The sequence below is a fragment of the Dolichospermum planctonicum genome (assembly GCF_005402965.1).
Lineage (GTDB): Bacteria > Cyanobacteriota > Cyanobacteriia > Cyanobacteriales > Nostocaceae > Dolichospermum > Dolichospermum planctonicum.
Genome location: NZ_BJCF01000023.1, coordinates 19,448 through 34,096, shown reverse-complemented (window position 1 = coordinate 34,096; position 14,649 = coordinate 19,448). Strand labels below are relative to the sequence as shown.

Annotated in this window: 12 protein-coding genes; 9 read left to right on the top strand and 3 right to left on the bottom strand. The window is 36.5% G+C overall.

From position 1 onward, the window contains the following. The first annotated feature begins 693 nt into the window (after positions 1-693). The gene (locus tag FFO06_RS11555) at positions 694-1,074 is read left to right on the top strand and encodes a hypothetical protein (RefSeq protein WP_028084553.1); all 381 of its coding nucleotides are present in this window, start codon (positions 694-696) and stop codon (positions 1,072-1,074) included. A 768-nt stretch (positions 1,075-1,842) separates the two neighbouring features. On the opposite strand, the gene purH is transcribed toward FFO06_RS11555, so the two are convergent. After that, positions 1,843-3,366 (bottom strand): bifunctional phosphoribosylaminoimidazolecarboxamide formyltransferase/IMP cyclohydrolase, encoded by a 1,524-nt coding sequence (gene purH / locus FFO06_RS11550; protein ID WP_137908180.1) that lies wholly within the window; start codon positions 3,364-3,366, stop codon positions 1,843-1,845. A 122-nt stretch (positions 3,367-3,488) separates the two neighbouring features. Here purH and FFO06_RS11545 point away from each other — a divergent pair, with 122 nt between their 5' ends. The 4 genes from FFO06_RS11545 to FFO06_RS11530 all read left to right on the top strand — a co-directional run bounded on the left by FFO06_RS11545 (position 3,489) and on the right by FFO06_RS11530 (position 6,936). After that, positions 3,489-4,115, top strand: coding sequence for an alpha/beta hydrolase (locus tag FFO06_RS11545; protein WP_137908179.1), 627 nt, complete (start codon positions 3,489-3,491; stop codon positions 4,113-4,115). A gap of 145 nt (positions 4,116-4,260) precedes the next feature. Next, complete coding sequence (gene isiD, locus FFO06_RS11540; protein ID WP_137908178.1) at positions 4,261-4,473, top strand: protein IsiD; 213 nt, start codon at positions 4,261-4,263, stop codon at positions 4,471-4,473. A 78-nt stretch (positions 4,474-4,551) separates the two neighbouring features. Further along, complete coding sequence (coaBC, locus tag FFO06_RS11535) at positions 4,552-5,763, top strand: bifunctional phosphopantothenoylcysteine decarboxylase/phosphopantothenate--cysteine ligase CoaBC (RefSeq protein ID WP_137908177.1); 1,212 nt, start codon at positions 4,552-4,554, stop codon at positions 5,761-5,763. A gap of 42 nt (positions 5,764-5,805) precedes the next feature. Further along, positions 5,806-6,936 carry a hypothetical protein gene (locus tag FFO06_RS11530; RefSeq protein WP_137908176.1) on the top strand — a complete coding sequence of 377 codons (1,131 nt, stop codon included), beginning with the start codon at positions 5,806-5,808 and terminating at the stop codon, positions 6,934-6,936. A 251-nt stretch (positions 6,937-7,187) separates the two neighbouring features. On the opposite strand, the gene FFO06_RS11525 is transcribed toward FFO06_RS11530, so the two are convergent. Further along, positions 7,188-7,610 carry a hypothetical protein gene (locus FFO06_RS11525; RefSeq protein ID WP_137908175.1) on the bottom strand — a complete coding sequence of 141 codons (423 nt, stop codon included), beginning with the start codon at positions 7,608-7,610 and terminating at the stop codon, positions 7,188-7,190. A 219-nt stretch (positions 7,611-7,829) separates the two neighbouring features. On the opposite strand from FFO06_RS11525, the gene FFO06_RS11520 reads away from it, so the two are divergent. Then, on the top strand, positions 7,830-9,692 hold the full coding sequence (locus FFO06_RS11520) for a S8 family peptidase (RefSeq protein ID WP_137908174.1): 1,863 nt from the start codon (positions 7,830-7,832) through the stop codon (positions 9,690-9,692). A gap of 330 nt (positions 9,693-10,022) precedes the next feature. Here FFO06_RS11520 and FFO06_RS11515 read toward each other — a convergent pair whose 3' ends face one another. After that, positions 10,023-10,895, bottom strand: coding sequence for a WYL domain-containing protein (locus tag FFO06_RS11515; protein WP_137908173.1), 873 nt, complete (start codon positions 10,893-10,895; stop codon positions 10,023-10,025). 288 nt (positions 10,896-11,183) lie between these two features. Here FFO06_RS11515 and cas3 point away from each other — a divergent pair, with 288 nt between their 5' ends. The 3 genes from cas3 to FFO06_RS11500 are packed head-to-tail and all read left to right on the top strand — an operon-like array spanning position 11,184 to position 14,617. After that, a complete protein-coding gene (cas3, locus tag FFO06_RS11510; RefSeq protein WP_137908172.1) occupies positions 11,184-13,361 on the top strand; it encodes a type I-D CRISPR-associated helicase Cas3' in 2,178 nt (725 codons plus the stop codon). Between the two features lie 20 nt (positions 13,362-13,381). Then, on the top strand, positions 13,382-13,585 hold the full coding sequence (locus FFO06_RS11505; protein WP_137908171.1) for a DUF433 domain-containing protein: 204 nt from the start codon (positions 13,382-13,384) through the stop codon (positions 13,583-13,585). A 12-nt stretch (positions 13,586-13,597) separates the two neighbouring features. Continuing rightward, positions 13,598-14,617 (top strand): PDDEXK nuclease domain-containing protein, encoded by a 1,020-nt coding sequence (locus FFO06_RS11500; RefSeq protein WP_137908170.1) that lies wholly within the window; start codon positions 13,598-13,600, stop codon positions 14,615-14,617. Positions 14,618-14,649: the final 32 nt, after the last annotated feature.

The following is a 14,649-nucleotide window of genomic DNA, read 5'->3' as shown; positions in this document are numbered from 1 at the left end:
AGTGTAATCTACTATTATGCTACCAAAAATGCCAGTATCTACTTTGCTTGTTAATCTAGCTCTAGCATCAGCGTACATAAAAAACCGTTGATATATATCGAATTTGCTTTAATCTTTATTGAGAAGTATAAATAAAAGTATAACTATATAATAGCTTATGTAAAATCCAGCCAATCTGACAATTATTTTTTCCCGGTTTCAGACGTTTACATCCAGAAATATTAGATGTAATTTGTCTTTACCACCGTTGGGTATCAACATTAGGTAAAGATTCTCCAATTTATTGTTTACTGCGTCTGATCAACTAAACACAAAACCGTCTATCTTACTTTACTTGCAGCAAACGCCTTTTGTCGGTTACATAAACTACTAATTTGGTTGATAAATTTAATCAAATTCATCAAAAATAGTTTATTTGGTACAGCCCAAAAATCACCTGACTTACTTGGTGTTACAAGATGCAAGACGAACAGTAAAGGAGTAAGTTGATTTACAGTATCAGGGGATACGGAAATATGAGTTAAATTCTGCACTGTTGTGTGGAGTTCTCTAAAAACTCAAATTGACAAGTTGGGGTGACATCTGTTAAAAGATTCTGGAATCTCACGGAAAAAAAACCAAAAACTTTTGAGAGATTTTTCCGGATTAGTCAAAAAATCTCTGATTATTGTTACACTGATTTTAATAAGCACTATGAATATCAAGCTTGATCACAGCACCCCATGTCATTTAACTTCCTTCTTTGCTTTACTCATGAAAGAAGGTATTTCCCCGAATCAAATCGTTCTTGGTATTGTTCAGTTAGCCACTCAAACACATGAATTAGATGGCATGATGGCATCAACAGACTGTTTACGTTTGCTACTAGTGCTAATGCCAGCAACAACTTGTGCTAAAGGCGTTTCCGAATATATATCATCTTTAGCAGCAGAAGGCATTACCACTTTGATGCTATTAGATGCTCTTAGTTTAGCTTGCTACCTTTGTGGGCAATTAGATGAAGCTAATTTAGTTCACTTGACTTACAAAAGATTACAGGCAGATGCAATTATTTCCCAAATGCTTCGTGATTAAGAACTAAATTATTAACTTTTGTTACTTTTTTCACAATCCAACCATTTTTAAGTTATTTTGTACTCATACAGTTCAATTTCGGACTGAACAATTCCGTTTGTTTACTAAGCAATCGGTGAAATACTATATATTCTCTGTCTTCTCTGTGCAATTCTTGGTTAGTTGCTGTTAAGACATGAATCATGGCTATGATTTTAATCTAGCAATGTTTATAGAGTGTTTGACAGCAGCTTATCTATCAATTGTGATTGAGTTTAGAGTTCTTCAGTGCTGGGATAAATCCCTACATCAAAACTGCTCAACTTTCCCACTCACCCTGTTGATATTCCATTAAAACCTGAAACTAAAATTATTGTCTGCCAAATTGCCAAAACGTTAGATCATGAATGCAACATTTCTGGAAATATAGGTTTTGCAGATGAAGCGAGCATTTTGTTAACGGGGAAATATATTTTTTCTATATTTTCTGAGTTTTTTAGGTCTTGGATAATGGCGGTATGAATTATATTTAGCATAAAATCGCAAAAGCGCGAACTTAGGACTTAGGCAGAAAATAGGGAAATTAGGGGTAATTCATGACTCATGCCTAAAGAAAATTTTGGAAATGAAATAAAATTGAAATCAAAAAGCGTCCGGGAGTGTTGCCGTGTTTCCACCCCAGACGCTTTTTGAGTTTTCTCCTCACACACAAATATAACTTATCACTATTTCAATTAAATGGCAAGTACCTTAGACAACAATTTTGGAAATTGTTTTTCCAAGGTAAAACTAATGTAAAAAGTGCCGGACACCAGTTATAACCATGAGTAAGCCTAGTTCATTAGCGGCCTTGATAGAATCTTTATCTCGAAGACTTCCCCCCGGCTGGACAATGGCAGTAATGCCAGCAGCAGCGGCAGCGCGAATGGTATCATCGAAGGGGAAGAAACCGTCACTGGCTAAAAATGCACCTTGGGCTTTTTCTCCGGCTTGGGCAATAGCGATTTTTGTTGAACCGACGCGGTTCATTTGTCCAGCACCAATACCTAATGTAGTGCGATCGCTTGTAATTACAATAGCATTTGACTTGACGTGCTTACACACCTTCCAAGCAAATAATAATTCCCCTAACTCCTGGGGAGTAGGTTGACGTTCGGTGACAACTTGCCATTGAGTAGGATCAGCAATGATATCATCAGCAGATTGGACTAAAAACCCACCAGCGATCGCTTTTACAGTTTCTTTCGGTCCAGTCAACAAGTCTGGTAAAATCAAAAGGCGGACATTGCCCTTTTTAGTTAATATCTCTTGGGCTGCTGCGTCACAACCGGGAACAACTACGCATTCTAAGAATGTCTTTGTTAACTCCGTTGCCGTTGCCGCATCAAGAGGACGATTTAAAGCCACAATTCCCCCAAAAGCCGAAGTAGAATCGGCATTAAAAGCCTTTTGATAAGCATCGAAAATGTTGGTTGCTTCCGCAGTTCCACAGGGGTTAGTGTGTTTAATAATTGTCGCTGCCGGACTATCGGTAAACTCAGCAATTATCCGCCGTGCGGCTTCCAAATCTACCAAATTATTATAGCTGAGTTCCTTCCCTTGCAGTTTAGTGGCCGCTGCCCAACCAGTAGTTTCACTGCCAGTTTGATACCAGGCTGCCGGTTGGTGGGGATTTTCCCCATAGCGTAAAGATTGAATTTGTGTCCCAGCAAGAGTAAATTCTTGTGTTTGCGTACCAGCTAAATAAGATGCTATGGCATGATCATAACTAGCAGTGTGGGAAAAGCCCTTTAAAGCGCATTTTTGGCGAAACTCTAAAGAAACTACTTCATTTTGGCGTAATTCTTGTAAATACTCCCCATATTGAGCAGGATCGCATAATACCGTTAAATGGGCGTAATTTTTAGCAGCAGCCCTTAACATTGCCGGACCCCCAATATCAATTTGTTCCACAGCGTCAGCTAAGGTAACACCCGGTTTAGCAATGGTTTCCGTAAACGGATAAAGATTAACCACCACCAAATCAATGGGTCGAATTTGGTTATTTTCCAGGTCTATGATATCCTCTTCCATATCCCGCCGTGCTAAAATACCGCCATGAATGCGAGGATGAAGAGTTTTGACTCGACCGCCTAAAATTTCTGGCGAACCTGTATAATCAGAAACCTTAGTAACTGGTATTCCTGCATCTTTGAGGGTTTTGGCTGTTCCTCCACTACTGATGATATCAAAGCCAAATTCTTCAACCAAACTCCGGGCTAAATCCCCAATACCAGTTTTATTAGATACACTCAGCAGGGCTAAACGCGCCATAATTCCCCAGATTCCTTTGGACTAAATTACAAACAGAAGAGTATTTTACCTAAAGAGTGGTCAGAAATGCGGCCTAGATCAGCGGTATACTGGATAGAAGTTGATTCTTGACTCAATTATCCATGACTCCAGTATTAGATTTTATTAGGGTTTCTCCACCAGCGAAACAAACACCAAAAGCCTTAATCGTTACTTTACATGGTTGGGGCGCAAATGCTCAAGATGTGGCATCTTTGATTCCTTATATCAATTTACCAGATTACGAATTTTTACTACCAAATGCTCCCTATCCCTATCCTCATGCTGACACAGGTAGGGCATGGTATGACTTGCGGACAGAAAATATGTATGCTGGATTAGTAGAAAGCAAACAACTACTCATAGATTGGTTGCAATCTTTAGAAACTAATACAGGCATACCTTTATCACGCACAATTTTGAGTGGATTTTCTCAAGGTGGGGCAATGACTTTAGATGTAGGATTAAGCTTACCATTGGCTGGTTTAGTTGTGATGAGTGGATATCCACATCCTAGCGTAGCAACGCTTAATCCAGGCAATTTTCCACCTACGCTAATTATGCACGGAACAAAGGATGAAGTAGTTCCCCTACAAGCGGCCATTAAGTCCAGAGACATGGCAAAATCTCTAGGGGTAGCAGTGGAGTACCATGAATTTGAAATGGGACATGAAATTAATTTACCAATGTTAGAAGCACTAAGAACCTTTGTTGTCAAGACAATTGGTTAACTCTAGTTACAAAAATTTTGCAAATTCTGGAAAAATCAGAAAAATTTTTACAAATTTAATGCTCGTTAATGAGTAAGATAGATCAGGTGGAAGCAACTCCACCCTAAGCTGAATGTAAGTGCTGCAAAAGGGAGGGGCAAGCATTATGAAAACTCTAAGCATTTCCAAAACAGAAATTTCTGCTATGACAGCGACAGAGGTACAAGATTTGGCTACACGTCTGGAATTAGATAACTATAGTCATGCTTTTGAGGGTTTAAATGATTGGCATCTACTGCGGGCAATTGCTTTCCAGCGTCCAGAGTTAGTTGAAGCCTATATTCACCTCTTAGATTTAGAACCCTACGACGAAGGCTAAAAATTTTAGATTTTAGATTTTGGATTTTAGATTGGTAGAACGTTTTAAAATCTCAAGTAATTGAGATATTATCCGAAAATGCCATCATCTCCTAATTTTAAATCCAAACGAGTCCTCATTGCTGTAGGCGGTGGTATCGCCGCCTATAAGGTTTGTGAGTTGGTTTCTACACTGTTTAAGTCTGGGGTGGAATTGCGAATTATTCTCACTAAATCTGCCCAAGAATTTATCACTCCTTTAACTTTAGCAACTTTATCGCGCCATCAAGCTTATACAGATGATGATTTTTGGCAACCAATTTATACTCGTCCTTTACATATCGAGTTGGGGGAATGGGCTGATTTAATTGTTATCGCGCCTTTAACTGCTAATACTTTGGCTAAGTTAGCTTATGGAATGGCGGATAATTTATTAACAAATACTGTTCTCGCTTCTACTTGTCCCGTATTGTTAGCACCAGCAATGAATACAGATATGTGGGAACAGGTAGCAGTACAAAGAAATTGGCGGCAGCTATTGACAGATAGCAGATTTTATGGTATGGAAACTGGTTCTGGGTTGTTGGCTTGCGATCGCATTGGTGCTGGTAGAATGGCAGAAGCCGCAGAAATATTTATTTATATTCAATCCTTATTATACACCCAAGGAAAAAGAGATTTAGTGGGGAAAGAGGTTTTAATCAGTGCTGGGGGAACGCGAGAATATTTAGATCCGGTGCGATTTATTGGCAATCCCTCAACTGGTAAAATGGGTTTAGCATTGGCACAGGCTGCACTACACCGAGGTGCAAAAGTAATATTGGTACATTGTCCAGCAAGTTGGGAAGTACCTTTAGGAGTAGAAGCAATTCCCGTAATTACCTCAGAAGAGATGCAGCAAGTCATGTTAAATCAGTTACTCAACGCAGATATAATTATTATGTCAGCGGCCGTTGCAGATGTCAAACCTAGAGATTATAGTACCGAAAAATTGCCCAAGCGATCGCTCCCCGAAAATTTACCATTGATACCAGTACCGGATATTGTCGCGGAAATCGGCAACCGTAAACAACCCCATCAATACTTAATTGGTTTTGCAGCACAAACCGGGGATATTGTCAAGCCAGCGCGGGAAAAATTGCAAAAAAAGAAATTAGATGCAATTGTCGCAAATCCTATTGATCAAGTTGATAGTGGTTTTGGGAGTGATCATAATCAAGCGGTGTTTTTAGATAAAGAAGGGAGAGAGGTGGAAATTCCCACTTGTTCTAAATTAGAAATGGCGCATTATTTGTTTGATTTTGTTGTTTAATAGAATAAAATCACATTTTTATTTTTACCAGGACATTTAAAAATGACAGTGCATTTACCTGAAATTGGTATGGCTAATTGGATAAGAGCAATATCATTACTTGAAGAATATCCCAAAAATATTGTAGGTAGTTTTTGGGTCATGTGTGGTCGTGGATTTAATGATACACAAAAAATTCCTGATTGGTGGACTGATAATCTTAGAGAAGACAATCAAGCACAAAGTATTATTGATGGGTTTGAAAAAGGGTATTTTAAAGGAGAATATAATAATCCTAATCCTTTATATTTAGGATTTTGTATTATTGTTGTTGCAGATTCTTCTAATCCTGCTCATTTATCTTATGACATTCAACACCTGAGAATGTCGGAAGGAGAGGGAATTTATTTATTAGAAATAATGGCACGTCATAATATACCGGCTCATACAGAAGTTAGTTATCCTGATGAGTTTTTAAAATATCGTTATGGCTCAGAAAATCCTACTTATAAATACCTTCGAGAAACACTAGATCATTGGTCTGTTCAAGTTTGGGAAGACTACTGTAGTTATCTAATGTCTGTTCATGGTCAAAGAATGTTTTATGACTATTGTAAAAAAATAAATTCTGTTAAAGATGAAGTCCAAGCTACTGTAGAAAAAGGTACTAAACCTCTAGTTTTAACAGAGGGAGAAACTGACCCAATTTATATTAAAACTGCCTTAGAATTACTAGGAGAAAAGGAAATTTTAGCACAAGTTGATATTGAATGGGTAGGTGCTTCTATAGGTAAAGGTGAAAGTATCAATACTGGTGATGGTGGTTTGAAAAATACCAGAGATGTTTTACTTTCTAACCCTAAATTCTTAACTAGAAAAGTATTACTATTATATGATTGTGATACTCATAAACCTAATGAAGACCATGATAAATTGAAAATTAGGACAATACCTGAACAAAAGAATCGAAACGTGAAAAAAGGTATAGAAAACCTATTTCCTGATCATTTATTTACAGAAGAATTTTATTCATGGAAAACCAAATCTAGAAGTTATGGGGAAAAATTTCAAGAATTTCAAAAAAAGAAATTTTGTACATGGATATGTGAACAAAGAAAACAGGCTGATGATTTTGTTGATTTTAAGATCATTATTGATTTTATCAAAGATTGTTTAGGAACAGTTATTTATTAAAGTTCATCATTCGAGCGATTAGAAATCGCGTCTACACAGGCAAAACCCACCTGCGTGGGTTTCAAAACACCCACATTTAATTTTCAACAGATACAGCAGTTCCCAGTATTATGAAGTACAGATATTAATGATAAAACTCTTGTGGTGCGGGCATCTTGCCCGCATAAGCAGTTCCTGGTATTATGAAGTACAAATATTAATAATAAAACTCTTGTGGTGCGGGCATCTTGCCCGCATAAAGTTTACCTCACTCAAGCTAAACTTGCTGTATCTAATGTTCTTTGCAAAAATTTACCCCATTTTGCGGCCAGGGGAACTTCTGTAAAAGGAACACAAATTGATTTATCACTAGTTAATAAAAACTGCAATTCAATTTTTCTACCTTTTTGCGGAGGATTTTCCATATCTACCACATTACCATTCACTAAAAAGCGAATTTCCTTAACATCTAATAAAGAAAAAGTTTCTAATGCAATTGGTCCTTTAGTTGTTGGTTTTCCCCAAGTAATATCATTACCTTTTTGAGCTAATACAGCATAAATATCATATTTAGCTCGTTCAAATTCTTCAGCCCAAATCCGATAAGCTTCAAGTTTCTGATATTCCTGTGAACCTTGCCACGCTAACCAGAAAAATGCTACTAACAAAGGCAACCATAAAAGACCACGTTCCATACTTTGATTTCTGTGATTTGTGTGATTTTTCTTATTATTTAGTCTAGACTATTATTCATGGAATTGATGTCAAACGATTAATTTTCACCACCCTATGCACCAAAACCAGAAACATTTCACCCCGTTACCTGTCAGCAACTATAGCCTAAATTTTCCCAAAAATACCATAATATGAGTTATCGTAGTGAACAAACTGACAAGAAGCGGTGATCAGCGGATATGAAAAAACTTATATTATTCTGCTTGTTCTTTGTGGGACTGACTACTGCGGTGTTTGGATTTCTACATTTTCAGGGACTCGCAGTTAAAGGCGAATTTGAGACAATTTTACTGGATTTTCGGGAAGATATAGCAGAAAATCTCATTCAAAAGGATTTACAAGCGATCGCTCAACAATATCATGTTACACCCCAATTGGATAATAAATATTCAGCAGCAGATCATGTATATATTATCAAAGGCGATCGCCAAAGAATCACAGATTTAAAAAAATCCCCATTGGTCAAAGTTACGGAATTTATCGAACCCAATTACATTTACAAAACTGTACCTACAGATAAAACCACCCGCTTAGGGGAAATTCTACCACCAGAAAACGACAAAGAACCAAATTCCTCTTTAATTGGTCCCAATGATCAATATTATAGCAAACAGTGGAATTTACACAAAATCGGTATAGAATCTGCTTGGACACGCAGTAAAGGTAGTGGTATCACTGTTGCTGTCATTGATACTGGTATTACTAAAGTCCGTGATTTACATGAAACCAAATTTGTCAAAGGCTATGATTTTGTCAATGATACAGAACAAGCCCAAGACGACAATGGACATGGAACTCATGTCGCTGGTACAGTTGCCCAGTCTACTAATAACAGTTATGGTGTAGCGGGAGTAGCCTACGAAGCCAATCTTATGCCCCTAAAAGTATTAAATGCTGACGGTGCAGGAACAGTAGCCGATATTGCTGAAGCTATCAAATTTGCCGCTGATAATGGTGCAGATGTAATTAATATGAGCTTAGGTGGTGGTGGAGAAAGCCAACTTATGGCGGAGGCGATTAATTACGCTCATAATAAAGGTGTAACTATTATAGCCGCCGCTGGGAATGAAAACACTAATGGCGTTAGTTATCCTGCCCGTTATCCTCATGTTATCGGTGTTGCGGCTTTTGGTCCTGACGGTGAAAGAGCATCTTATTCTAATTATGGTGCAGGTGTGGACATTTCCGCCCCTGGTGGTAGTGAAACTGGGACAATTCTCCAAGAAACTATTAACGAAGAGGGTGAGGGTCTATTTCTCGGACTGCAAGGAACAAGTATGGCTTCTCCCCACGTTGCGGGTGTAGCTGCATTAATTAAAGCTTTGGGAATTAAAGAACCCAATGAAATTTTACAGGTTCTCCAGCAGTCAGCGAGAGTTATTCAAGATGATGGTTTAAACTATTATGGGGCTGGACAACTTAACGCCGAAGCAGCGGTTAAATTAGCTAGTGATGGTATAATTAGCGTTCCTGACTTTTTCCGGTGGTTGCGAGAAAACGGCTATCTAAATCCTGGTTTTTGGATAGATGGCGGTGCGATCGCTTTATTGCCTAAAATACTCATGGTGATAGGTTCTTATCTCCTGGCTTGGTTTTTACGGGTTTATTTTCCCTTCGCTTGGAGTTGGTCTTTATCCAGTGGTTTGATTTTTGGTAGTTCTGGCTTATTTTTCCTCAAAGGAATTTATATCTTTGATCTTCCCCAATGGCCTTTCCGGCTTTTAGGTAGTTCCATTCCCGAACTAGGAAACACTTTACAGGGAACGGACTCATTAAATCCTCTTTTTGCCAGTGTCTTAATTCCCTTTGTGTTGATAGCCTTATTTTTAGGACATCCTACTGGGAAATGGTTTGCTATTGGTTCAACTTTGGGTATAGCAGCTTGTTTAACAGTTACCGCTATTTATAGTCCTACTGTTTGGGGTTTAGCAAATATTCATCTATCACGAATCTTCCTTCTTGTCAATGCCCTACTTTGTTATGGATTAGCCCGGTTAGCTTTGAAGAAGGACGGATCAACTGACAACCTCTTAAAAGTCTAACTCTCAATACAAATATCCCCGATTTTTTGAACAAGTCGGGGACTCTGTGTTTTATTAATTGAACAACAGTAGAATAGTTCTTCCTTATCAAAAGAAACATAACATATTCAAATTTCTTTGTCAATACCAAAAAATAAATTTTTTCGGGGTTTCAAACTGTAACTTAAATTATACCCAGATGTAGACAAACTTGCCGGAATCTACTATTTTAGATTAAATAGTAATCAAAACATTGGCGGTCGAACAATCTTACTTAATGTGCTAATTTAACATGAGTTTTCTCTGTAGTGCAAGCTATTTGTAAATCCTGGGCTATTACTTATAATGATATTAACTGGTGAGTGATGCAGTTAGATCATAATTTTGACATAGCTTGATGAGATTTCCTTTAATACGCGATCGCACATCCTCTGGTGAAACTACAATACATTCAGAGGAATATTGCATAATTTCCCGAATAAACCAGAATGTATTTGATATTCTTCTAATTACTTTTTTTACCTGTGGTTGATCTGGTATCCACTCCACTATTTTATCCTCTGGTTTAGGTTGATAGGCAAACGCTAACTTATTTAATATGTGCATTTCTACATCTATTTGATCTAGGTTAGAATGCCATTGTCCAGTAATTTCCGTAACTGCTGCTTCGTTAATTCTATCCAAACGGAAACACCAATTATGTTGTAGTTCTGGTATGTCAGAGTTTCCTTCTGTTTCTTCACACCAACAGTCAAGGTATTGGCGTTTTTCATAGGGTGTGATTTTGGCATAACGTACAGTAAAATTAACTACTCTTTCTGCCGCATCTTGATAAGCAAGTTGAAAGGGTTGTTGACGTAAGATATAGTGATCTATTTGTAACCGCCAAGATGGACGGGAGTTATTTAAAAAACCTTCTATTTCTTTACGTAAAGGTACGGATAATTCACTGCGTGCTAGTAGCAAATTAGCGATAATTTCCGCTTGTTCATTTTGTCCGATGTCGGTTAATGCAGTTATACAACGATGTAAGGCACGGATACGTGAATCTTGCCAGTCATTATTTTTACTAACTATTAATTCATGTTGGGCTATGGCCTTGATCAGTTTGGAGATATTGGGATCATCTCCCCACTTCATCCCAAATTGGAGAGCGATCACTTCTAGTTGCGCTTTATCACGCTCTGATACTGACAGGGTAATAGATTGACCTTTTCGACTCATGGAAAGTGTCCGTATACTTTATACTTGTTTTCGCTTGTCAATTTTTATTGTGGCTGTTATGCTAGATTTTAGCAATAAGTTACGGACAGTTTTTAATTGTCTCAATGAATTACCAAAAATAAAATAGTAAAAAGGACTAAATAGGAAATAGCAGAAATGAGTACCAATAATTTACTATCTCGAATTTCGATTGATCCAATATGTGAACTCAAATCAAATGCAAAAAAATACTCTGACGATTACAGAATATCAAGCAACCATCAATTCACAAGAGTTATTAATTAAGGTATGTTAGAAAATTACAGTATTCAACTCAAACCTGTTTATTCGCAAACTGTCCCCACACCAGATGGAGTAAAATTACCAGATAGTTGGTCTTTATCTTGGCATCAGTTAGAAACATTAAAAGCATTAAGAGATCCCAATATTGACGTAGTTTTTAACACTGCAATGACAGGAGATGGTAAAAGTTTAGCTGCTTATTTACAAGTTCTCCAAGGTGAATTTTGTGCCATTGGACTTTACCCAACCAATGAATTAGCAAGAGATCAAGAAACCCAAATCAAAGGATATATTGATATATTTCAACCAGAGAATCAACCACGCATAGTTAAATTAAGCGGTGCAGATTTAGAAATTTATGCAGAAAATGAAGCATTAAAAAAAGGGGCAGCAATTTTAACACTTTCTAGTCAAAGAGAAGTATTATTAACTAATCCTGATATTTTCCATTATTTACATCGCAGTAATTATTTAATTACTGGTGATAGTCCTGATAAATTATGGAATAAAATTGATAAAGACTTTGATGTATTTATTTTTGATGAATTTCATGTTTTTGCAGCCCCGCAAATTGCCAGCGTAATTAATACAATGCTATTAATTCATTGTACAAACCGCCGCAAAAAGTTTCTCTTTCTTTCAGCTACACCAGATCAAGATTTAATTAGCAAATTAGAAATAGCCGGATTTCGGTGTAAAGAGATAAATCCTCTAGCAGAAAATAAATATCAATTTCCTGCTCATCCAAAACAAGAAGTACAACTTCAAAACCAAAATTGGCGACAAGTAACACAAGGAATTACACTCAATTTTATGCCTTTAGAACCAAGTTTTAAAGCTGCGGAAACTTGGTTAAAAGCAAATAGTAATGTCATTATCTCTCAATTTCAAGAACATCCAGGAAGTAAAGGGGCAATTATTCTTAATTCCATTGCGTCAGTGAAACGACTAACGCCATTTTTTCAGGAAATTTTACAACCTTATAATTTGACAGTGGGAGAAAATACAGGTTTATCAAGTAAAGGGGAAAAAGAATTAAGTTTAGCGGCTGATTTAGTTTTAAGTACAAGTACAATTGATGTAGGAGTTGATTTTAAGATTAATTTTTTAATTTTTGAATCCTCTGATTCTGGTAATTTTATTCAACGTTTGGGAAGATTAGGAAGACATGATGGATATGAAAGAAATGGTCAAGAGATTAAATTTGAGAATTATACAGCTTATGCTTTAATTCCTAACTTTTTAGTTGAGCGTTTATTTGAAACAGATTCACCACCATTACAAGCGGATCATATTTATGATCGCCCATTTTTACAACAAACAATCAAAGAACAATATCGAAAAATTAATGATTTTCATGGATATTATCGCCAATGGGGCGCTGTACAGTCTTTTTGGTTGTGTGTGAAGTTAAGCGATCGCACTATTAAACAACAATATACCCAAAGTCGAGAAAAGTTTCAAACAGTTTGTGAAAAAGTATTTAATACCAGTTTAAAATTTCAAGCAGGACATATTCAAAAATGGGCTAAAGAATGGCGAGAAAAATCAGGTAAATCAGGAAATACCATTGCAGAAGATGCAGCAAGTTTTCGTGGTTCTAGTCCTTTGCAATGTGGGTTATATGATTTAACAGAAACTAATGAAAGTGAGAGATTTAAAACCTATGATTTACCAGGAATTTTAAGCAACTTAGACATTGAAATTTGGACAGAAGCGGGATTCATGCGGACATTAAAAGAAACCGCGCAAAGTACCGGACAACCCATAGCAAAAGGTAGATTTGCCCATTGTCTAGCATTTATCAAGTTGAAAGCTTACCGTGAAGAGCGGTTAAACTGGAAATTTACCTACTCTGGAGACTTGCAACCCATAGCAGACGCTTGGAAAGTACAGGTTTTAACGGAGGTGGGAGTATGGCAACCGGATAACACTTGGATAGGCCAAATTAATAAAAAACTGAAAAAAGAGGGTTTAGTTTGTTATGTTATTCGTCGTCCAGTTGCTGAAGTGCGAATGCGGTTAAGATTGCCTATGCACTTTCAAATTTATCCCATCAGTGACCAATGCAGTATTAATGATGCTAGTAGTCCTTATGCTATAGCTTTTGGTCAATCGGCACTGCTATTAGATACGCTTGCTTATACATTTAAAAGCAAAGGAGATGAGATATGGGTTGTTTAAGGTTTCGACATACCTAAATTATGAAAGAACAAACATTACTAGAAAGAATCACATTTAACCCCCAAATTTTTGGCGGTAAACCAATAATTCGTGGTCGTCGTCTAGCTGTAGAACACATTTTAGGAATGTTAGCCGCAGGAGATACTACCGAAACCGTATTAGAAGCATATCCCTGGTTAGAAAGGGAAGATATACAAGCCTGTTTAGTCTACCCAGCTAATTAAAACATTGTAGTTATGAATAACCCAATTTCTGATAATTACATACATCTACTTATGGAAGTAAAACAACGAATTCGTTCCGCCCAATATGAAGCACTCAAGGCAGTTAATCGAGAAATGATTAACTTATATTGGGATATTGGTCAGATGATTTTTATCAAACAACAAAATTGTAACTGGGGTAAATCTGTAGTTGAACAGTTATCAAAAGACTTACAAACAGAATTTCCTGGTATTAGTGGTTTTTCAGCGCGAAATATTTGGAGAATGCGAGATTTTTATCTAGCTTACCACTCTAAAGAAAAACTGACACCATTGGTGGCAGAAATTGGATGGACTCACAATATAGTCATTTTAGAAAAGTGTAAAGATGATTTAGATCGAGAATTTTATATGAAAATGACTCGTAAATTTGGCTGGACAAAAAATGTTTTAATTCACCAAATTGAAAACCAAACTTATGAAAAAACTCTCCTGAATCAAACTAATTTTGATCAAAATATTTCATCAGAAATACGTAATCAATTAAAACTAGCGGTTAAAGATGAATATACATTTGATTTTTTAGAATTAGCTGATGAACATAGCGAACGACAATTAGAACAAGCAATTTTAGCAAAAGTTAAACCATTTTTACAGGAAATGGGCGGTATATTTACTTTTGTTGATAGTCAATATCGCTTAGAAGTTGATGATGAGGAATATTTTATAGATATTCTATTATATCATCGCCGTTTAAAGTGTTTAGTAGCAATAGAATTAAAAATTGGAAAATTTTTACCTGAATATGTTGGTAAAATGCAATTTTATCTATCGGTTTTAGATGATAAGGTGAAACTTCCAGATGAAAATCCTTCTATTGGAATTATTCTTTGTAAATCTAAACAAAGAACTATTGTAGAATACGCACTTAAAGATTCTAATAAACCAATTGGTGTAGCCACTTATCAAATAGTTTCTCAATTACCACAAGAACTAAAAAATCAACTTCCTGATCCTGAACAAGTTGCTAAACTACTAGAAGGATTTGCATAAAACACATCATAAAAATCAACTCTTATTTAATT

What these genes read in the sequence shown, in the direction of transcription:
- isiD (WP_137908178.1), top strand. Translation starts at nt 4,261, where the DNA reads ATGAAAACTCTAAGCATTTCCAAAACAGAAATTTCTGCTATGACAGCG.
- FFO06_RS11545 (WP_137908179.1), top strand. Translation starts at nt 3,489, where the DNA reads ATGACTCCAGTATTAGATTTTATTAGGGTTTCTCCACCAGCGAAACAA.
- purH (WP_137908180.1), bottom strand. Translation starts at nt 3,366, where the DNA reads ATGGCGCGTTTAGCCCTGCTGAGTGTATCTAATAAAACTGGTATTGGG.
- FFO06_RS11500 (WP_137908170.1), top strand. Translation starts at nt 13,598, where the DNA reads ATGAATAACCCAATTTCTGATAATTACATACATCTACTTATGGAAGTA.
- FFO06_RS11515 (WP_137908173.1), bottom strand. Translation starts at nt 10,895, where the DNA reads ATGAGTCGAAAAGGTCAATCTATTACCCTGTCAGTATCAGAGCGTGAT.
- coaBC (WP_137908177.1), top strand. Translation starts at nt 4,552, where the DNA reads ATGCCATCATCTCCTAATTTTAAATCCAAACGAGTCCTCATTGCTGTA.
- FFO06_RS11555 (WP_028084553.1), top strand. Translation starts at nt 694, where the DNA reads ATGAATATCAAGCTTGATCACAGCACCCCATGTCATTTAACTTCCTTC.
- FFO06_RS11530 (WP_137908176.1), top strand. Translation starts at nt 5,806, where the DNA reads ATGACAGTGCATTTACCTGAAATTGGTATGGCTAATTGGATAAGAGCA.
- cas3 (WP_137908172.1), top strand. Translation starts at nt 11,184, where the DNA reads ATGTTAGAAAATTACAGTATTCAACTCAAACCTGTTTATTCGCAAACT.
- FFO06_RS11525 (WP_137908175.1), bottom strand. Translation starts at nt 7,610, where the DNA reads ATGGAACGTGGTCTTTTATGGTTGCCTTTGTTAGTAGCATTTTTCTGG.
- FFO06_RS11505 (WP_137908171.1), top strand. Translation starts at nt 13,382, where the DNA reads ATGAAAGAACAAACATTACTAGAAAGAATCACATTTAACCCCCAAATT.
- FFO06_RS11520 (WP_137908174.1), top strand. Translation starts at nt 7,830, where the DNA reads ATGAAAAAACTTATATTATTCTGCTTGTTCTTTGTGGGACTGACTACT.